This window comes from Streptomyces pactum (assembly GCF_002005225.1).
GTDB classification, from domain to species: Bacteria; Actinomycetota; Actinomycetes; order Streptomycetales; family Streptomycetaceae; genus Streptomyces; species Streptomyces pactum_A.
Genome location: NZ_CP019724.1, coordinates 1,450,887 through 1,470,571 on the forward strand (window position 1 = coordinate 1,450,887; position 19,685 = coordinate 1,470,571).

The window sequence follows — 19,685 nt, forward strand, 5'->3', positions numbered from 1 at the left end:
GGACCGTTGTCAGTGCCGTGTGTTTCACTCTCAGTAGCTGGAAATCGGCTGGATCGCGTGCCTTGACCGATGGTGCGTCAGCCGAGCCCGGCGAGCCGGAGCAGGAGTTGTTTCACGTCGGTGGCCGCGACGCGGTCTCCGACAGCGCGGGGGGTGGAGCAGATGAGGAGCGGACCGTCGTCGTCGCTCGCGGGGAGGCGGCCATGGCTGCCTCGAATAGGTGAGGGGTCCAGGGGCACGACCGCCATGCGGTAGCGCATGCCGAGTTTCTTGCGGGCCAGGGCGCCGGCCGCCTTGACCTTGACGTAGGGGTCGAGTGGGTCCATGAACAGCTCGACCGGGTCGTAGCCGGGTTTGCGGTGGATCTCGACGAGCTGCGCGAAGTCGGGCGCGCGGTCGTCGTCGAGCCAGTAGTAGTACGTGAACCAGGCGTCCGGCTCCGCGACGGCGACGAGCTCGCCGGCGCGTGGGTGGTCGAGGTGCTGGGCCTTCTTGCCCTCGTCGTCGAGGAGCTGCTCGATACCGGGCAGCCCGTCGAGGGCGGCGCGGGTGGCGTCGAGGTCCTCGGGGCGGCGCACGTAGACATGGGCGATCTGGTGGTCCGCGACCGCGAAGGCGCGGGAGGCCATCGGGTCGAGGTACTCCATGCCGTCCTGCGTGTGCACCTCGAGCAGGCCGGCGCGGCGCAGGGCGCGGTTGATGTCGACGGGCCGGTTCACGCGGGTGATGCCGTACTCGGACAGCGCGACGACGGTGCGGCCCTCGGCGCGGGCGTCGTCGAGGAGCGGTGCCAGTGCCGCGTCCAGGTCCGCCGCCGCCTTCAGGGAGCGCGGGTCGTCGGGGCCGAAGCGCTGCAGGTCGTAGTCGAGGTGAGGGAGGTAGCACAGCGTCAGGTCGGGGTGCCGGGTGCCCATGATGTGCCGGGTCGCGTCGATGATCCACTGGCTGGAGACCAGGTCCGCACCGGGTCCCCAGAAGTGGAAGAGCGGGAAGGTGCCGAGTCTGTCGGTGAGTTCGTCGTGCAGGGCCGGGGGCCGGGTGTAGCAGTCGGGTTCCTTGCGGCCGTCGGCGTAGTAGACGGGACGGGGGGTGACGGTGATGTCGGTGTCCGCGCCCATGGCGTACCACCAGCAGATGTTGGCGACGGTGTAACCGGGGTGCGCGCGGCGCGCGGCGTCCCACAGCCTGTCGCCGGCGACGAGACCGTTGTGCTGGCGCCACAGCAGGACGTCACCCAGTTCGCGGAAGTACCAGCCGTTGCCGACGATGCCGTGCTCGGACGGATGGGTGCCGGTGAGGAAGGTGGACTGGGCGGCGCAGGTGACGGCGGGCAGGACGGTGCCGAGAGGCGCACGGGAGCCGGACTGGCCGAGCTTCTTGAGGTGGGGCATGTGGTCGAGGAGACGGGGGGTGAGGCCTACGACGTCCAGGACGAGGAGGGGGGTGGGGCCGTCCGGGGAGGCCGGGCCGTCGGAGGGAGTCGGGCCGTCGGAGGGGAGCGGTCGGGTCATGGCAGTTCCTTGAGGCCGAGGTCCGTCAACAGGTCGCGGGCGAGGGTGAGCTCGGCGGCGATGCCGTCGGTGAGCTGGGCCCGGGCGCGGGGCCGCAGCTCGGGCGGGAGGGCCTGCCAGGTGTAGGTCTCGACCTCCAGGTGGCGGGTGAGCGGGTGAGGGCCGCCGACGAGCCGGGCCAGCGTTGCCTCGAGCACGGGGAGGGTGGAGGTGAGGGGCGCGGCAGGGGCCGCGTGCAGGGGGACGTGGAAGTGGGAGCGCCAGGGCACGGTGGCGGGCAGGGGGCCGCCGTCCGCCAGAGCCTCGTCGAGGTCGTCGGTGCCGTGCAGGCCGGCCGAGGTGGCGGCGCGGGTCTGGTGCAGGAACCGGGGTTCGGCGAAGTCGGCGAGGGCCTCGCCGACCTCGGGAAGGGAGGGGTGTTCGGCGTGCAGGGCGGCGGAGAGCTGGGACTTGACGACGGGGACCCGGGCGTCGGTGAGGGCGTCCAGAGCGGTGTGCGGGTCTTCGAAGGAGGTGGCGAGGTGGCAGGTGTCGACGCAGATGCCGATGCGGTCGTGGCCGATCGCGGTGAGCGGGGCGATGGCGTCGTGGGTGGTCTCCACGACGCAACCGGGCTCGGGTTCGAGGCCGACGCGGATGGAGCGGCCGGTCAGTTCCTCGAGGGCGTCGAGGCGTTCGGCGAGGGTGACCAGGGCGGTGCGGGCCTTGTCGGCGCGGGTGTCGTCGTACGCGGTGCGCCAGGCGAGCGGCAGGGTGGAGATGGTGCCGTCCGCGACGTCGTCGGGCAGCAGACCGGCGAGGACGCGGGCCAGGGAGGTGGTGTGGTCGAGGCGTTCGGGGTCGGCCCAGTCCGGCTTGTAGACGCGGTACTTGACCTCTCCGGCGCCGAAGCCCTCGTAGGGGAATCCGTTGAGGGTGACGACCTCCAGGCCGCGCCGGTCGAGTTCGGTGCGCAGCCCGCGCAGTGCGGCGGGGTCGGTGACCAGGGCGTGGGCGGCGTCGCGGGCGAGCCACAGCCCGATGCCGAGGCGGTCGCGGCCCAGGCGGCGGCGGACCGGCTCGCAGTGGTCGCGGAGCTGGGCGAGGACACCGTCGAGGGTCTCGGCCGGGTGCACGTTGGTGCAGTAGGCGAGGTGGACGGTGGAGCCGTCGGGGTGCCGGAAGCGCATGGCTCACTCCCCGCCGCGCAGGATGGAGTTGCCCTCGTGCGTGGCGTCGGCCGAGGTCACGTCGAGGACCAGCCGCCCGCTGAGCCCGTAGAAGGCGACGGGGTTGCGCCACAGCACCCGGTCCACGTCGTCCTCGGTGAAACCCTCGGCGAGCATCAGGTCGCCGACCTTGCGGGTCTTGAGCGGGTCGCTCCTGCCCCAGTCGGCGGCGGAGTTCACCAGGACCTGTTCCGGGCCGTACTCGCTCAGGAGGGCGACCATCCGGGCCTCGTCCATCTTGGTGTCCGGATAGACGGAGAAACCGAGCCAGGCGCCGCTGTCCTTGGCCTCCTTGACGGTGGTCTCGTTGAGGTGGTCGACCAGCACCCGGTCGGTGGGCAGCGCGGATTCGCGCACGACGTCCAGGGTGCGCCGCAGGCCGGCGAGCTTGTCCCGGTGCGGGGTGTGCACGAGGGCGGGCAGACCGTGGTCGGCGGCGAGCTGGAGCTGGGTGGCCAGGGCGGTGTCCTCGGCCGGGGTCATCGAGTCGTAGCCGATCTCACCGACGGCCACGACGCGGTCCTTGACGAGGTAGCGGGGCAGTTCGTCGAGGACGGGGAGGCACCGGGGGTCGTTCGCCTCCTTGGGGTTGAGGGCGATGGTGCAGTGGTGGGCGATGCCGTACTGGGCCGCGCGGAAGGGCTCCCAGCCGAGCAGGGCGTCGAAGTAGTCCCGGAAGGAGGCGGGCGACGTGCGGGGCTGGCCGAGCCAGAACGAGGGCTCGACGACGGCGCGGACACCCGCGGCGTGCATCGCCTCGTAGTCGTCGGTGGTGCGGGAGGTCATGTGGATGTGGGGGTCGAAGATGCGCATCAGGACTCCTTGCCGTGGGGGCCGGCCGTGCCGTGCGAGGAGTGCGCGGGCTCGGTCAGGGCCAGGACGCGGTGCAGGTCTTCGGGGACCGGGCGGCCCGCGGCGGTGCGTTCGGCGGCGTAGTCGGCGAGCATGCGGGCGAGTTCCGCGTCGCCGCCCGCCCGGCGGTCGAGGTCCGCCACGCGGTCGACGGGGACGCCGGTGAACAGGCACTTCAGTACGGCGTGCCGCCACTGGTGCGGATCCAGGTGCCGGGCGGCGTACGGGCCGAGGGCGGCGGCCACCAACCTGGTGTCGTTGGTGCGCAGGGCGTCCTCGACGAGCGGGAGGGCGTCGGGGCCGGGCACGAGGTGGGGCAGGGCGTACAGGACGGCGCGGCGTTCGTCGGCGGTGCCCTGGAAGTAGACCCGGGTCAGCGCGTCCGTGTCGGCGCGGGCCGCGTGCAGGACGAGGACGCGAGCGGCGTCGGCGTGGGCGGGGCCGCAGCGGCGGCCCGCCTCGGCGAGGCGCAGCTCCCAGACGGAGATGGGCCCGTGGCCGCCGGGGTGGGCGGCCGCCTCGTCCAGGGCCTGGTCCAGCCAGGCCCGGGCGGCTCCGCCGAGCTCGGCGGTGAGAGCGGCGCGCAGGTCGGCCGGCGGGACGTGGGCGGGGGTGGTGCCCTGGGGGTCCTGCCCGGCGGCCGTGCCGTCCACGCCCTGGGTGGCGGGGGTGGTGACGTGGGTGGCGGGTGGCTGCTTCATGGGTGTGGCTCCCTTCAGCGGGTGGCGGAGGGCTCGCCCGAGCGGTTCGTGCGGGGGGACGCGGCCGCTGCCGCGGCCCTGCGGAGGAAGGGCAGGGAGCGTTCGGCGAAGTGTGGGCCCGCGTGGGAGTGGCGCGGCAGTTCGACGACGGTCAGGCCCTGGTAGCCGGTGGCGGCGAGGGCCTCGAGAACGGGCGGGAAGTCGATCTCGCCGTCACCGAAGGGGAGGTGTTCGTGGACGCCGCGGCGCATGTCCTCGATCTGTACGTGGCGCAGCCAGGGGGCGGCGGCGCGCACGCAGTCGGCGGGAGGGAGGGGTTCGAGGCACTGGCAGTGGCCGATGTCCAGGGTGAGGCCGAGGTGCTCCCGGTCGCCGAGGGTGCGGCGCAGTCGGTGGAAGTCGGCGAGGGTGGCGAGGAGGTGGCCCGGTTCGGGTTCGACGGCCAAGGGGACGCCCTCGCCGGCGGCGACGTCCAGGACTGGGGCGAGGGACTCGGCCAGCCGCTGCCACGCCGTGTCCTCGTCCGTCCCGGCCGGGGTGATCCCGCTGAAGCAGTGCACCGCGTGGGCCCCGAGGTCGGCGGCGACCCGGACGGCGCGGACCAGGAGATCGGCGCGGCGGGCTCGGTCGTCCGGGTCCGGGTCGAGGAGGGAGGGTCCGTGCTTGCGGCGCGGGTCCAGCACATAGCGGGCGCCCGTCTCCACGGTGACGCCCAGGCCGAGCGCGTCCAGCCGGTGTGCGACCCGGCGGGTGCGGGCGGCCAGGTCGTCGGCGAGCGGGTCGAGGTGCATGTGGTCGAGGGTGAGACCGACGCCGTCGTAGCCGAGGTCGGCGAGGAGGGCGAGGGCGTCGTCGAGACGGAGGTCGGCGAGGCCGTTGGTGCCGTAGCCGAAGCGGAGAGGGGACGGGGGGACACCGCCCGGGACCCTCCGCGAGCCCGCGGACGCGGAGGCGGCCATGGGCGGGGCCCCGGAGGCAGGCGTCGAGGCAGCCGCGGACGCGGCGGCGGAGACCGAGGCTCCCGCGGACGTGGAAGCCCGCTCGACCGCGAGGGTCGCGGCGGACGCGGCTATGGACGTGGACGCGGAGTCAGGGACAGACCGGGAGGCGGATACTGGCGCGGCCGTGGACGCGGAGGCGGACACGGACTCGGAGGCGGGGACTGGCGCGGCCGTGGACGCCGACGCGGGGACGGACACGGACTCGGACGCGGAGGCGGGGACAGGCCCGGCCGTGGACGCCGACGCGGGGACGGACGCGGAGGCAGGCGGGGCCATGGACGCTGTGGCGGAGGCGGGGACAGACACGGACGCGGACTCGGAGGCGGGGACAGGCCCGGCCGTGGACGCCGACGCGGGGACGGACACGGACTCGGACGCGGAGGCGGGCGGGGCCATGGACGCTGTGGCGGAGGCGGGGACAGACACGGACGCGGACTCGGAGGCGGGGACTGGCGCGGCCGTGGACGCCGGCGTGGAGGTCGGCGTGGAGGTGGTCGCGTTCGGCCCCCGGTGGGGGTTCCGGCTCATGTGATGCTCACCTTCCTCATGCCGGCCCGCCTCGCGAACATCCGGCCGGCCGGGGCCAGGGCCGCGGCCACGAGGGCCGTGGCCACCGCGCCGGAACGGGCGGCGAGCGCGGCCTGGAGCGGGATCGTGGCCCGGATGCCGCCGCCGACGGCGCGTTGGGTGAGCGGCGGTGAGGGGTTGAGCGTGGCGTGGAAGTAGGGGCGGGCGGCCGTGGCGGCGTACGCGGCGGTCAGGGCGGTGACCAGGGCGCCACCGGTGTCCCAGGACCGGCCCTCGGCGGGGGTGGAGCCCGGCAGGCCGGGGGCGGCTGCTGCCCGCCGGCCTGCCGGGGGTCGGGTGCGGCGGTGGGTGACCAGCCGGGCCAGTACCCCCGTCGTCGCGAGGGCCGCCAGCGGGGCCAGCGTCGAGCCGCCGGTGGTCTCCTTGCGGGAGACGGCCGTGACCGCGAGGGTGTGGCTGCCGAGCAGCGCGGCGGAGGGCAGCGCGGCGCGGGTGCCGCCGCCGGTGGCGGCCGCGCCCAGGAGCAGGTCAAGTCCGCGGGCGGCGGCCATGGCCACCGGCCCGGCGGGTGTGTGCTTCAGCGCCAGGTCGTAGGCCCAGACGGTCGCCGCCAGCGGCGCGGCCACCGCGAGGGCGGGCCGGCCGGCACGGGCGGCGAGCAGCAGACCGGCGCCGGTGAGGCCACAGGCCGCGGTGAGGGCGGCGGCCGGTCGGACGCGGCCGGACGGCAGTGGGCGGTGCGGGCGCTCCACGGCGTCCTCGGCGCGGTCCGCCCAGTCGTTCAGGGCCATGCCGGCCTCGTACAGGCACAGGGAGGAGCCGATGGCGAGCAGCGTGCGGGGCCCGGGACGCGCGCCGGCCGCCGCCGCGCCGGCCAGGGCGTCACCGGGGACGGTGAACAACGCGGGCAGGCGCAGCAGTTCGGCCCAGGCACCGGCGTGGCCGGAGCGGGGACGGTGGGCGTGGGGCGCGGCGCCGCGGGAGGGCGGGGCGATGCCTCCCGGCGCGGGGGCGTCCGCCGCCGGCGACCCGGCCGGCGCGGGCGTGCCCCGCGTCGTGGCGACCGTGCGGCTCACCGCTGCGCCCCGCGACCGTCGGCGCCGTCCCGCAACCGCTCGGCGAAACGCAACAGCTCCGCGTACTGTCCGGCCAGTGACGACGGGCCGTCCCCGACCGGGTCCTTGAAGTAGAAGCCCAGTTCGCTCAGCGGGCCGGACAGGCCCCGCTCCTGGGCGCGGGCGGCCAGCCGGGCCAGGTCGAGGACGAGCGGCGCGGCGAGCGCGGAGTCGCAGCCCTGCCAGGTGGTCTGCAGGAACATCCGGGCGCCGAGGAAGCCGTCGAAGGCGATGTGGTCCCAGGCCGTCTTCCAGTCGCCGAGCGCGGGCACGTCGTCGATGTGGACCTCGCCCTCGACGGGCGCGCCGAGGGTGTCGGCGAGGACGCGTTCCTTGCCGGCGTTCTTGGCGGCGGCGGCCGCGGGGTCGGCGAGGGCAGCGCCGTCGCCGCCGCCGAGGAGGTTGGTGCCGGACCAGGCGCGTACGGTGAGCGCGCGCTGCGCGAACATCGGGCCCAGCACCGAGCGCAACAGGGTCTGGCCGGTCTTGCCGTCCCGGCCCGCGTACGGGAGGCCGGCCGCGGCCGCCCGGGCGGCCAGCTCGGGGTGGTGCAGGCCGGTCGACGGGGTGAAGTTGACGTACGGACAGCCGGCGCGCAGTGCCGCGGCCGCGTACAGCGAGCTGGCCGGCAGGGTGCGGCCGGTGGGGGCGGGCTCGGTGGAGGCCACGTTCACCACTACCGCCCGGTCTGCCCCCGAGCGTCGTACGAAGTCGGTGATGTCCGCGGCGAAGGCGGCGATCAGTTCGTCCTCGTCGCGCGTGTCGCCGGGCAGGGGGCCGCCGGGGCGGATCTCGCGGTCGGCGGCGGCCAGTTCGGCGCCCACGGCCGAGGGCAGTCCGGGCGGCAGCACGCCCCCGTCGGCCAGGGCCTCCGCCCGCTTGGGCAGAGGGCAGTCCACGGTGTCGTGGCCGCCGAAGACGAGGGACGACAGGGCGGGCAGCCCGGTGTCGGCGAAGTCGGGGGTTTCGGTGACCATGCCGGTCGGCGGGTGCAGTCCCGCGGTCACGGCGGCGCAGCCCGCCACCACCGTGGTGGCGACGGAGCCACGGGCTCCGATCAGCCAGACACCGGTGCGGGAGCCATGGGAACCAGAGGGGGACGCGGACATGGGCAGCCTCCTTGTCGAGCGCGTCGAACACACACAAGCGCCAGTACTCTCAAGCGGTCGAACAGACACAAGCGGTCGCACACACGCCGGCCCTCACACTCGGACGCGATCGCGCACATGGGCGATCGCGCACGCGCAAGCCGACGTGCACCCCCCGGGGAGCGGCGGGCGGAGGTCCGGCGTCCTCCGCCCGCCGCCGTTCTAGTGGCCCTTGGCGGGCAGTTCCTTCAACTGGATGTCGCGGAAGGAGACCTGGTCGTCGGCGCCGTGGTTCTGCAGGCCGATGTAGCCGTCGGTCAGGCTCCGCTCGGGGTCCTTGTTGGTGAAGTCGTTGATCTTGACTCCGTTGAGGAACACCTGGAGGCGTTCGCCCCGGACCTTGATCTCGTAGGAGTTCCACTGGCCGGGCGGCCGCAGGACCTGGTCACGGGCCTTGATGTTCGCCGACTTGAACGAGTAGACGGAGCCCGTGGTGCGGTCGGGCGCGTCCGTGGCGTCGATCTGGATCTCGTAGCCCTTGTTCACCGCGGACCAGGGGTCGTCGGAGGCCGGGAAGCCCACGAAGATCCCGGAGTTGTCGTCGCCCCGCATCTTCCAGTCGAGCTTGAGGGAGTACGACTCCAGCTCCTTGGCCTGGTACCAGAGCAGGCCCATGCCGCCCTCGGACACCATGGTGCCGTCCTTGACGACGAACTTGCCGGGGCCGGCCTGCTTCCAGCCGTCCAGGGTCTGGCCGTTGAAGATGTCCCGGTAGCCCTTGCTCGGCTTGCAGTCCGCCTTCACCTGGCCGGTGGCGTACCGCATGCCGCCGAGCAGGTGGCTGCGGAAGGCCTCGTCGGCGTACGACTCCTTGGTGTGGCCGCCGCCGGTGTAGAAGGAGCGGCCGCCGCCGTAGCTCTGGCACCAGGCGATCGGGTGGTCGCCCTTCATGGTGCCGCCCTCGTAGGTGGTCTCGTCGAGGGTGGCGAGGACCTTGGCCTGCTCACGCGGGTTGGTGCGGTAGTTGTACCACTCGTCGGTGCGCTCCCAGGTGTCGCCCAGGTGCGCGGTGGACGGGTGGTCGTGGTCGTGGACACGCACGGTGGCCTTCTGGATGGCCGGGTGCGAGTCGAAGTAGGCGCCGACGAGGCCGCCGTAGAACTCCCAGTCGTACTCGGTGTCGGCGGCGGCGTGGATGCCCATGTAGCCGCCGCCGTTCTCGACGTAGTCCTCGAACGCCTTCTGCTGGTCGGCGCCCAGGACGTCGCCGGTGGTGGACAGGAAGGCCACCGCGTCGTACTTGGCGAGGTTGGCCGTGGTGAACTGCCCGGCTTCCTCGGTCGCGGTGACCGAGATGCCGGCCGGGGCACCCAGCTCCTTCAGGGCGGCGATGCCCTGCGGGATGGAGTCGTGGCGGAAGCCGGCCGTCTTGGAGAAGACCAGGACCTTCTTGCCCTTCTTGAACGGCTCCTTGGAGAATTCGAAGTCGTCCACGTCGTACAGGGCGCCGTCGCCGCCCCGGAAGACCAGGTAGATCTCCGTGGTGCGCTTGGGCAGCGAGCGCAGCGGCACGTCGACGTTCTGGAACGTCTCCCAGCTCCCGGTCGGCGGAATGTACGCCGAGCCGTGCAGCTTGCCGGTGGGTGAGCCGGTGCGCAGCTCGAGGAAGCCGCCGGCGCCGCCGGAGGAGGCCCGGACGGTCAGCTTCTTCTGCCCGTCGAACTTGTAGGGGCTGAAGGAGATCCAGTCACCGTCGTGGATGTCGCCGACGGTCTTGCCGCCGTTGGCGCCGGTCTTGTCGATCGCCGCCACGCCGGACTGGGTGGTGAAGTGCTCGGCCTGGCGGTGCAGCGGCTGGATGACGGTGCGCGCGGTGCCGGTCAGGGCCTCCTGGCCGTTCGCCCCGCCGTCGGTGTAGCTGGCGCCGACCACGCCGTAGATGTCGGCGTTGGGGTCGTGACCGCCGTCGCCCGGGGGCGGGGTGAGGGTGCCCTCACAGCCCATCTCGCTGGTCAGCTCGTGGGCGTGGGAGTCGTGGCCGAGGCTGTAGGCGACCTTGACCCTGGAGCAGTCGACGGTCTCCTCGGGGTCGGTGACCTTCACCTTGAAGGGAACGGGCTCGCCGAAGGCGGCGAGGCTGCCGTTGCCCGGGATCTCGATCTTCACCTTGGGCTCGGTGTTGCCCACCACGATCCGGACACTGGCGTTGCCGGTGTTGCCCTCGGGGTCCTTCGCGGTGAAGGTCGCGGTGTAGGTGCCGACCTTCTTGTACTTGTGGGTCGGGGTGAGGCCCTCGCCCTTGGTGCCGTCGCCGAAGTCCCAGCTGTAGGTGAGGTCCGGGGAGTCGGCGTCCTTGGCGGAGGCGGTGAACTTGACCTTCAGGCCGGCCGCGCCGGACGTCTTGTTCGCGCTCACCTCGGCGATCGGCGAGAAGCCGTCCTCGGCGTTCTCGATCCGGTACAGCGCGGAGTTCTCGTCGCCCTGGAACCAGGAGACGCCGTAGTCGAGGACGTAGAGCGCGCCGTCGGGGCCGAACTCCATGTCCATGATCTGGGTGCCGGTCCACGGGAAATCGTTGATCTTCGCGACCGTGCCGTCGGCGTTCTGCTCGATCCGCTTGATCCAGCGGCGGCCGAACTCGCCCGCGAAGAAGTCGCCGTCGTACTCCTCGGGGAACTTCACGGAGGAGTCCAGCTCGGGGTCGTAGCGGTAGACCGGGCCGGCCATCGGGGACTCCGAGCCGCTGCCGAACTCGGGCACGCTGCCGTCGTCGTACGGGATCCACGCGGCCTGCGCGGGCGGCAGGTCGACGAGGCCCGTGTTGTGCGGCGAGGTGTTCTTCGGGGCGGCGCAGTCGAACTTGTCACCGGAGGTCTTGGTGGCGAAGTCGTAGTCGACGTAGGCGTCGTTGTCACCGGTGCAGAAGGGCCAGCCGAAGTTGGCGGGCTTGGTGACCTTGGCGAACTCGACCTGTCCCGCCGGGCCCCGGTTCGGGTCGGCGGCGCCCGCGTCGGGGCCGTAGTCGCCGACGTAGACCGTGCCGGTCTCGTCGTCGACGCTCATGCGGAACGGGTTGCGAAAGCCCATCGCGTAGATCTCGGGACGGGTCTTCTCGGTGCCCGGGGCGAAGAGGTTGCCCTCCGGAACGGTGTACGAGCCGTCCTCGGCGACCTTGATGCGCAGGATCTTGCCGCGCAGGTCGTTGGTGTTGCCGGAGCTGCGGCGGGCGTCGAAGGCCGGGTTGCGGCCGGGGCGGTCGTCGATCGGCGTGAAGCCGTCGGAGGCGAAGGGGTTGGTGTCGTCGCCGGTGGACAGGTAGAGGTTGCCCTCGGCGTCGAAGTCGATGTCGCCGCCGACGTGGCAGCAGGTGCCGCGGGAGGCCGCGACGTCCAGGACCTTCTTCTCGCTGGCCATGTCCAGCGTGCCGTTGGGGTTGAGGACGAAGCGGGAGAGGCGGTTCACGCCGTCGAACTTCTTGAAGTCCTCGGCGGTGCCGGTCTCGGGGGCGTCACCCGCGGGGGTGTCCAGCGGCGGGGCGTAGTAGAGGTAGATCGCCCGGTTGTTCTCGAAGTCCGGGTCGATGCCGACGCCCTGCAGGCCCTCCTCGTCATGGCTGTAGACGTCGAGCTTGCCGGCGACCTTGGTGACGCCGCCCTGGTCGGTGAGGCGCAGCGTGCCGTCGCGCGAGGTGTGCAGGACGCTGCGGTCCGGGAGCACGGCGAGCGACATCGGCTCGCCCATCTCGGGCTCGCCCTTGGCCAGCGGTACCTGCTGGAACTGGCCTTCGGCGGCGGCCGGTTCGTCGGCCGACGGCTGTGCGCCGGCTACGGTCGCCGGGGTGCCCACGGCCAGCATCAGACCGGTGAACAGGGCGAGGGTGGTGCGGAGCCTGGGACGCCTCTTGGCGCTGGTGCTGTTGCCGGTGCTTTTGAGTCTGCTTCTGTGCACGAAGTCCCTCCGGGAACGGGTGGGCCGTACGGAACGGGTGCGAAGACTGCGATGCGGCGGGCGCCGGGGTGCGCCGTCACCCCGGCGGTGTGGGTGTCCTGAACACTTCAGGGACGGTAACCGCGTTCTTCCGGGGCGAACACCCCTTGGATCAGAAACGGTTGAACTTTTTCCCAATACAGGACAAAGCGGGGTCGGGGCAGGCCGGACCGGGGACCGGCGGACCTTCCGGTCCCCGGTCCCCGACCCGCCGCCGGCGCGCGGGCCGGCGGCCGGACGCGCAGCCGGACCAGCTTCCCGACGCGGTGGCGAGCAGCTTTTGGACGCGCCGCGGATCAGCTGTTGAACGCGGCGTCGAAGGACGCGCTCGGCGGCTCGAAGTCGAAGGCCTTGAGGCGGGTGAGGGCCTCGGGGGCGCCCTGGAGCCGGTCCATGCCGGCGTCCTCCCACTCGACGGACACGGGGCCCTGGTAGTCGATGGAGCGCAGCATGCGGAAGACGTCCTCCCAGGGGACGTCGCCGTGGCCGGCCGACACGAAGTCCCAGCCGCGGCGCGGGTCGCCCCACGGCAGGTGGGAGCCGAGCCGCCCGTTGCGGCCGTCGAGGCGCTTTCGGGCCTCCTTGCAGTCGACGTGGTAGATCCGGTCGCGGAAGTCCCACAGGAAGCCGACCGGGTCGAGGTCCTGCCACACGAAGTGGGACGGGTCGAAGTTCAGACCGAAGGCGGGCCGGTGGCCGACCGCCTCCAGGGCCCGCTGGGTGGTCCAGTAGTCGTACGCGATCTCACTGGGGTGGACCTCGTGGGCGAACCGCACGCCCTCGGCGTCGAAGACGTCGAGGATCGGGTTCCAGCGGTCCGCGAAGTCCTGGTAACCGCGTTCGATCATCGACTCGGGGGCGGGCGGGAACATGGCGACCAGGTGCCAGATGGCCGATCCGGTGAAGCCGATGACGGTGTCGACGCCGAGGCGTGCCGCGGCCCGTGCGGTGTCCTTGATCTCGGCGGCGGCGCGCTGCCGCACGCCCTCCGCGTCGCCGTCGCCCCAGATGCGGGCGGGCAGGATGGCCTCGTGGCGTTCGTCGATGATGGCGTCACAGACCGCCTGGCCGGCCAGGTGGTTGGAGATCGCCCAGCACTTCAGCCCGTACTTGTCGAGCAGTTGATGGCGCGATTCCACGTACGAGGGGTCGGCCAGGGCCTTGTCGACCTCGAAGTGGTCGCCCCAGCAGGCGAGTTCGAGACCGTCGTAGCCGAAGTCGCGGGCGAGGCGGCAGACCTCCTCCAGAGGCAGGTCCGCCCACTGACCGGTGAAGAGAGTGAAGTTGCGTGGCATGTCGCTGCCGGCCTCCTCAGGGGGCGATCGGGGTGTAGACGGAGTTCTTCTCGGCGCTCTCCTCCACTGCCGCCAGCACGCGCTGCACCTGCAGCCCGTCGGCGAAGGACGGCTCGGGCCGGCGGCCCTCGGCGACGGCGTGGACGAGGTCGCGCACCTGGTGCACGAAGGTGTGCTCGTAGCCGAGTCCGTGCCCCGGCGGCCACCAGGCGTCCAGGTAGGGGTGCTCGGGCTCGGTGACGAGGATGCGGCGGAACCCGGCGTGCTCCCCCGGCTCGGTACCGTCGTGGTAGGACAGCTCGTTGAGCCGCTCCAGGTCGAAGGCGAGCGAGCCGCGCTCGCCATTGAGTTCGATGCGCAGGGCGTTCTTGCGGCCGGTGGCGTACCGGGTGGCCTCGAAGGAGACCAGGGCGCCGGAGGTCAGGCGGCCGGTGAACACGGCGGCGTCGTCCACGGTGACCTGCCCCGTTACCCCGTCAGCCGAGCCCGCCGACAGTCCCCGGGCGGCGCCCTCGGGCAGCGGGCGTTCCCGTACGAAGGTCTCGGTGAGGGCGGAGACGCCCGCGATCCGCTCCCCCGTCAGGTACTGGGCGAGGTCCACGATGTGCGCGCCCAGGTCACCGAGGGCTCCGGACCCGGCCAGCTCCTTGCGCAGCCGCCAGGTCAGCGGCGCCTGGGGGTCCACCAGCCAGTCCTGGAGGTACGTCACCCGCACGTGCCGCAGCCGGCCGATGCGGCCCTGGCCCACCATCCGGCGGGCGAGCGCGGTGGCCGGTACCCGGCGGTAGTTGAACCCGACCATCGCCAACTGGCCGCGCGCGCCCGCCTCGTCGGCCGCCCGGGTCATCGCCTCCGCCTCCGCGACGGTGTTGGCCAGCGGCTTCTCGCACAGGACGTGCTTCCCGGCGGCGAGCGCGGCCAGGGCGATCTCGGCGTGGCTGTCGCCGGGGGTGCAGACGTCGACGAGGTCGATGTCGTCCCGCTCCACCAGGGTCCGCCAGTCGGTCTCGGTGCTCGCCCAGCCGTGACGGTCGGCCGCCGTGCGGACGGCGTCGGCGTCCCGGCCGCAGATCGCGGACATGACCGGGTTCAGCGGCAGGTCGTAGACCCGGCCGGCGGTGCGCCAGCCCTGGGAGTGTGCGGCACCCATGAAGGCGTAGCCGACCATGCCGACGCGCAGCGGCGGTCTGGTCGCGGATGCCCCCGTCGCCCTGGTGCCGGTCCCGCTGTCGGTACCGGTTCCGGCGGCTGATGCCTCCGCCCCGGCCCCCTCGGGCTGCTGCGGCTGTCCCATGCGGATGTCCTCCTCGTCGTGGTGGCGCGGTGGGGGTGGGCCCCGCCCCGGCAGGCTGGTCAGGCCGCTGCCGGGGCGGCGCCCCTCACTTGAAGCCCGTGGACATGTACTGGTCGACGTTCTCCTTGTCGACGACGGCCGAGTAGCAGGTGACGGTCGACGGGATCTCGAACTCGGCGAGGCCGGAGACTCCCTTGCCCTGTCCGAGGGCGCGGGCCAGGTCGATCGCGGAGGCGGCCATGGTCGGCGGGTACAGCACGGTCGCCTTCAGGACGCCGCTGTCCGCCTTGATGGCCTGGAAGGCGGAGAGCGCGCCCGCGCCGCCGACCATCAGGAAGTCGTCGCGCCCGGCCTGCTCGATGGCGCGCAGCGCGCCCACGCCCTGGTCGTCGTCGTGGTTCCACAGGGCGTCGAAGTCCGACTGGGCCTGGAGCAACTGGGCCATCTTGGCCTGGCCGGACTCGACCGTGAACTCGGCGGCCTGGCGGGCCACCTTCTGGATGTTCGGGTAGTTCTTCAGGCCGTCGTCGAAGCCCTGGGTACGCTGCTTGGTCAGTTCCAGGTTGTCCAGGCCGGCCAGCTCGATGACCTTGGCGTCCGGCGTGTCCTTGAGCTTCTCGCCGATGTAGTGGGCGGCGTTGAGGCCCATGCCGTAGTTGTCGCCGCCGATCCAGCAGCGGTAGGCCTGGGGGCTGTTGAAGATGCGGTCGAGGTTGACGACGGGGATGCCGGCGCGCATGGCCTTCAGCCCGACCTGGGTGAGGGCCTTGCCGTCGGCGGGCAGCACCACCAGGACGTCGACCTTCTTGTTGATGAGGGTCTCGATCTGGCCGATCTGCTGGGCCGTGTCGTTCGAGCCCTCGGTGACCTCCATGGTCACGTCCGAGTACTTCTCGGCGCGCTTCTGGGCGTTGTCGTTGATGGCGTTGAGCCAGCCGTGGTCGGCCTGCGGGCCGGCGTAGCCGATGGTGACCTGCTTGCCCGGCTTGTCGTCGGCGACCGGCTGGTCGTTGGCGGACGCCTTGTCGCCTCCGTCGTCGGTCTCGTTGCTGGTGCACCCGGTGAGGACGGCACCGGCGGACACGGCGGCGGCTCCGAAGAGCAGTCCTCTGCGACTCGTGAGCTTCGTCATGACGGTGAACCCTTTCCTCAATGCGTGCTTGCGGTACGTCGCTGGACCAGCACGGCGGCGACGATGATCGCGCCCTTGGCGATCTGCTGGACGTCGCTCTGCAGGTTGTTCAGGGCGAAGATGTTGGTGATCGTGGTGAAGATCAGGACGCCGAGCACGGAGCCGAGGATGTGGCCGCGCCCGCCGGTCAGGAGCGTTCCGCCGATGATCGCCGCGGCGATGGCGTCGAGTTCGTAGAGGTTGCCGTTGGTGTTCTGGCCGGAGCCGGCCAGGACGATCAGCAGGAAGGCGGCGATGCCGCAGCAGAGCCCGGACAGCAGGTAGAGGTAGAGCCGCTGGCGGCGGACGTCGATGCCGGCGAGCCGGGCGGCCTCCGCGTTGCCGCCGACGGCCACCGTGCGGCGGCCGAAGGTGGTCCGGTTGAGCACCAGCCAGCCGATGACGGTGACGGCCGCGAACACCAGAACCAGGGGAGGGATGCCGAGCACGTAGGCGTCGCGCTCGCCGAGGTCCAGGACGCTGGGGACCGTGACGACCTGGGTCCGGCCGTCGGTGATCTGCAGCGCGAGACCGCGCGCCGAGGCCAGCATGGCGAGGGTGGCGATGAACGGCACCATCTGGCCGAACGCGATGAGCACCCCGTTGACCAGTCCGCAGCCCACACCGACCACGATCGCCGTGAAGAGGATGCCGACGAAGCCGTACTCCTGGGTGGCGACCGTGGTCGCCCAGACCGAGGCCAGGGCGACGATGGCGCCGACGGACAGGTCGATGCCGCCGGAGACGATGACGAAGGTCATGCCGACGGTGACGACGCCGATCACGGACGCCTGGGTGAGCACCAACTGGAGGTTGCGGGTGTCCAGGAACGCGTCGGGCTGGGTGATGCCGCCGATCAGGACCAGTGCGGCGAGCACCCCGAGCAGGGTGAGGGTGCGGACGTCGGCGCGGCCCAACTGGACCCGCCAGGCGGGCGGACCGTCCACCGGAGCCGCCTTGCCGGTGCCGTCCCGCGGCGGGGAGACGTGCTGCGTCATGACGCCGGGCTTCCTTCCATCACGAGGTCGAGTACGCGGTGTTCGTCGAGTTCGCGGGCGGGGGCCTCGTGCACGACTCGGCCCTCGCGCAGCACCAGCACCCGGTCGGCGAGGCCCAGTACCTCGGGCACCTCGCTGGAGACCAGCAGGACGGCGAGGCCCTCGTCGGCGAGACGGCGGATGACCGCGTAGAGCTCGGCGCGGGCGCCGACGTCGACGCCGCGGGTGGGTTCGTCGAGCAGCAGGACCTTGCAGCCGCGCAGCAGCCAGCGGGCGAGGACCGCCTTCTGCTGGTTGCCGCCGGACAGGGTGCGCACGGGCGCGGAGGGGTTGTCGGGCCGCAGCGACAGCTCGCGGGTCGCCTCGCGGGCGGCCCCCAGTTCCGCGCCGCGGTCGATCCAGCCGCCGCGCGAGAAGCGGGACATGGCGGAGACCGACACGTTGCGAGTGACGGACTCCAGCATCAGCAGGGCCTGTGCCTTGCGTTCCTCGGGGGCGAGCCCCAGGCCGGCGCGGACCGCGGCGCGCACACTGCCGGGGCGCAGCGGCCGTCCGCCGACCAGGACCTGGCCGGTGGTCGCCTTGCGGGCTCCGTAGACCGTCTCCAGGATCTCGGAGCGGCCGGAGCCGACGAGGCCGGCGAGGCCGACGATCTCTCCGGGGCGGATCTCCAGGTCGAGGGGTGCGAACTCGCCCTCCCGGGACAGGCCCCGCACGCTCAGCACGGGCTCGGCCGAAGGCGGTGCGGCCGGCCGGTCCGGGAAGACGTACTCCACGTTGCGTCCGGTCATCAGCGCCACCACCTCGCTGGTCGGCGTCGACTCGGCGGGCAGCCCGCCGGCGACGGCCCGGCCGTCCTTGAGGACGGTGACCCGGTCGCCGATGCGGCGGATCTCCTCCAGGCGGTGCGAGATGTAGACGACGGCGACGCCCTCGGCGGTGAGGTCGGCGACGATGCGGAAGAGGTTGTCGACCTCGTCCGGGTCGAGCGCGGCGGACGGCTCGTCCATCACGATCAGCCGTACGTCGTGCGAGAGTGCCCGCGCCATGGACACGATCTGCTGCTGTGCGGCGGAGAGTTCGCCGACCAGTCGTCCCGGATCGACCTCCGGGTGTCCGAGTCGCTTGAGCAGCCGGGCTGTCGACGCCTTGGCGGCCTTGCCCCGTACGACGAAGCCGGCGGCGGTCGGCTCGTGGCCGAGGTGGACGTTCTCGGCGACCGACAGGTGCTCCACCAGGTCGAGTTCCTGGTAGATGGTGGCGATGCCGAGGCGCATGGCCGCGATGGGCGAGCGCAGGGTGACGTCCTCGCCGCGCCAGCGGATGGTGCCGGTGTCGGGCTGGTGGGCACCGGCCAGCACCTTGATGAGCGTGGACTTGCCGGCGCCGTTCTGGCCGAGCAGGCAGTGCACCTCGCCGGCCTGGACGTCGAGGTCGACGCCGTCCAGGGCCCGGACTCCGGGGAACGACTTGGTGATGCCGGACATGCTGAGCAGCGGTGGTTCTGGTGCCATGTGAGGTCCCCTCGGCGGGCATGCGGGCCGGTGTCAGGGCAGAGCAGGGCGGGGCGGGGCGGACGGGAGAGGGCAGGGTGGGGCGGTACAGGGCAGGGCGGGGCAGAGCACTGTGCTGATGGAGATCGGGAACCGCTTGGTGCCTGCGCGGGTCGCCGGTGACGCCTGCGCGGGTCGCGGGTGGTACCGGTTTGCGGGTGGTGCCTAGGCGGGTGAGAACAGGTGGTCGCTGATCAGCCGGGCCCCGCCGATGACTCCGGCGGTGGGACCCAGCTCCCCCAGTACGATGGGCAGGTTGCCGGTCGCCAGGGGCAGCGACTGGCGGTAGACCTGAGTGCGGATCGCGGCGAGCAGGTTGTGGCCGAGGCCGGTCACCCCGCCGCCGATCACCACCAGGCCCGGGTTGAAGAAGCTGACCAGGCCGGCGATGACCTGGCCGGTGCTGCGGCCGCCCTCCCGGATCAGGTCGAGCGCGGTGGCGTCCCCCGCGGCGGCCGCGGCGGCGACGTCGGCGGCGCTGAGGTCGCCGTTCGTCTCCAGGCGGCTCGCGAGTTCGGCCGACCGGCCCTGCTGGGCGGCCTCCGTGGCGTCGCGGGCCAGTGCCGCGCCGCTGAAGTGGGCCTCCAGACAGCCGCGGTTGCCGCAGGCGCACGGGCGTCCTTCGGGCACGGCCTGGATGTGCCCGATGTCGCCCGCGCTGCCCGTCGTCCCGCGGTAGACGTCACCGCCGACGACGATGCCGCAGCCGATACCGGTGCCGATCTTGACGACGAGGAAGTCGTGCACGGTGCGGGCGACGCCCGCGTGCTGCTCCCCCAGCGCCATCAGGTTCACGTCGTTGTCGACCATGACCGGGCAGCCGAGTTCCTGACTGAGCGCCTCCCGTACGGGGAAGCCGTCCCAGCCCGGCATGATCGGCGGAGCCACCGGCACACCCTCGGGGAAGCGGACCGGCCCCGGGACGCCGATGCCGGCGCCGTCGAAGCCCTCCGCGAGCCCCGAGGCCCGCAACTTGGCGGCCATGGACAGTACTTGCTCGAAGACCGCGACCGGACCCTCGCGTACGTCCATGGGCTGGTTGATGTGCCCGAGGATCTCCAGTTCGGCGTTGGTGACGGCGACGTCGACCGAGGTCGCGCCGATGTCGACGCCGAGGAAGCGCAGTTGTGGGTTGAGACGGATGTTGTGGCTGCGGCGCCCGCCGCGCGAGGCGGCGAGCCCGTCGGCCACGACGAGTTCCGTCTCCAGCAGCCGGTCCACCTCGACGGCCAGCTTCGACCGGGAGAGGTCGACCTGGTCGCCGAGCTGGGCACGGGAATTGGGCCCTCCGTCACGCAACAACTGGAGCAGTCGCGCTTGGTGGGCGTTCGCGGGTCGTGCCGTCATGCGTCTCACGAGCCCCTCCCCGCCTCAATCGGCCTC

Annotated in this window: 15 protein-coding genes; 1 reads left to right on the forward strand and 14 read right to left on the reverse strand. The window is 72.5% G+C overall.

The genetic code is table 11. From position 1 onward, the window contains the following. Window positions 1-77: 77 nt before the first annotated feature. Genes B1H29_RS06195 through B1H29_RS06215 form a run of 5 tightly spaced genes read right to left on the reverse strand, consistent with a single transcriptional unit; the run spans window position 78 to window position 5,231 of the window. Window positions 78-1,511 (reverse strand): nucleotide pyrophosphatase/phosphodiesterase family protein, encoded by a 1,434-nt coding sequence (locus B1H29_RS06195; RefSeq protein ID WP_055419265.1) that lies wholly within the window; start codon window positions 1,509-1,511, stop codon window positions 78-80. Next, on the reverse strand, window positions 1,508-2,680 hold the full coding sequence (eboE, locus tag B1H29_RS06200) for a metabolite traffic protein EboE (RefSeq protein ID WP_055419266.1): 1,173 nt from the start codon (window positions 2,678-2,680) through the stop codon (window positions 1,508-1,510). Before eboE ends, B1H29_RS06195 begins: the two co-directional genes overlap by 4 nt. A 3-nt stretch (window positions 2,681-2,683) precedes the next feature. Then, entirely contained in the window at window positions 2,684-3,532 is an 849-nt protein-coding gene (locus B1H29_RS06205) for a TatD family hydrolase (protein WP_055419267.1), read from the reverse strand. Further along, on the reverse strand, window positions 3,532-4,272 hold the full coding sequence (locus B1H29_RS06210; protein ID WP_079160055.1) for an EboA domain-containing protein: 741 nt from the start codon (window positions 4,270-4,272) through the stop codon (window positions 3,532-3,534). Before B1H29_RS06210 ends, B1H29_RS06205 begins: the two co-directional genes overlap by 1 nt. A gap of 14 nt (window positions 4,273-4,286) precedes the next feature. Continuing rightward, complete coding sequence (locus tag B1H29_RS06215; protein WP_055419268.1) at window positions 4,287-5,231, reverse strand: sugar phosphate isomerase/epimerase family protein; 945 nt, start codon at window positions 5,229-5,231, stop codon at window positions 4,287-4,289. Here B1H29_RS06215 and B1H29_RS06220 point away from each other — a divergent pair. After that, the gene (locus tag B1H29_RS06220; protein WP_055419269.1) at window positions 5,230-5,805 is read left to right on the forward strand and encodes a hypothetical protein; all 576 of its coding nucleotides are present in this window, start codon (window positions 5,230-5,232) and stop codon (window positions 5,803-5,805) included. The two genes, B1H29_RS06215 and B1H29_RS06220, sit on opposite strands and share 2 nt — an antisense overlap. Here B1H29_RS06220 and B1H29_RS06225 read toward each other — a convergent pair. From B1H29_RS06225 to B1H29_RS06265, 9 genes are all read right to left on the reverse strand, one after another. Further along, the gene (locus B1H29_RS06225) at window positions 5,798-6,877 is read right to left on the reverse strand and encodes an SCO3242 family prenyltransferase (protein WP_055419270.1); all 1,080 of its coding nucleotides are present in this window, start codon (window positions 6,875-6,877) and stop codon (window positions 5,798-5,800) included. The genes B1H29_RS06220 and B1H29_RS06225 overlap by 8 nt on opposite strands. Beyond that, a complete protein-coding gene (locus B1H29_RS06230) occupies window positions 6,874-8,025 on the reverse strand; it encodes an inositol-3-phosphate synthase (RefSeq protein WP_055419271.1) in 1,152 nt (383 codons plus the stop codon). The genes B1H29_RS06225 and B1H29_RS06230 overlap by 4 nt, the downstream gene beginning before the upstream one ends. Window positions 8,026-8,226: 201 nt before the next feature. Next, entirely contained in the window at window positions 8,227-11,952 is a 3,726-nt protein-coding gene (locus B1H29_RS06235; RefSeq protein ID WP_055419272.1) for a ThuA domain-containing protein, read from the reverse strand. Between the two features lie 335 nt (window positions 11,953-12,287). Beyond that, the gene (locus tag B1H29_RS06240; RefSeq protein ID WP_055419273.1) at window positions 12,288-13,286 is read right to left on the reverse strand and encodes a sugar phosphate isomerase/epimerase family protein; all 999 of its coding nucleotides are present in this window, start codon (window positions 13,284-13,286) and stop codon (window positions 12,288-12,290) included. A gap of 16 nt (window positions 13,287-13,302) precedes the next feature. Further along, window positions 13,303-14,580 carry a Gfo/Idh/MocA family protein gene (locus B1H29_RS06245; protein ID WP_055419274.1) on the reverse strand — a complete coding sequence of 426 codons (1,278 nt, stop codon included), beginning with the start codon at window positions 14,578-14,580 and terminating at the stop codon, window positions 13,303-13,305. A gap of 85 nt (window positions 14,581-14,665) precedes the next feature. Further along, window positions 14,666-15,712, reverse strand: a complete 1,047-nt coding sequence (locus tag B1H29_RS06250) for a substrate-binding domain-containing protein (RefSeq protein WP_055419275.1) — start codon at window positions 15,710-15,712, stop codon at window positions 14,666-14,668. A 17-nt stretch (window positions 15,713-15,729) separates the two neighbouring features. Continuing rightward, complete coding sequence (locus B1H29_RS06255) at window positions 15,730-16,749, reverse strand: ABC transporter permease (RefSeq protein ID WP_055419276.1); 1,020 nt, start codon at window positions 16,747-16,749, stop codon at window positions 15,730-15,732. Then, window positions 16,746-18,263, reverse strand: coding sequence for a sugar ABC transporter ATP-binding protein (locus B1H29_RS06260; RefSeq protein ID WP_055419277.1), 1,518 nt, complete (start codon window positions 18,261-18,263; stop codon window positions 16,746-16,748). The genes B1H29_RS06255 and B1H29_RS06260 overlap by 4 nt, the downstream gene beginning before the upstream one ends. A gap of 204 nt (window positions 18,264-18,467) precedes the next feature. Then, window positions 18,468-19,649 carry an ROK family protein gene (locus B1H29_RS06265; protein WP_055419278.1) on the reverse strand — a complete coding sequence of 394 codons (1,182 nt, stop codon included), beginning with the start codon at window positions 19,647-19,649 and terminating at the stop codon, window positions 18,468-18,470. Window positions 19,650-19,685: the final 36 nt, after the last annotated feature.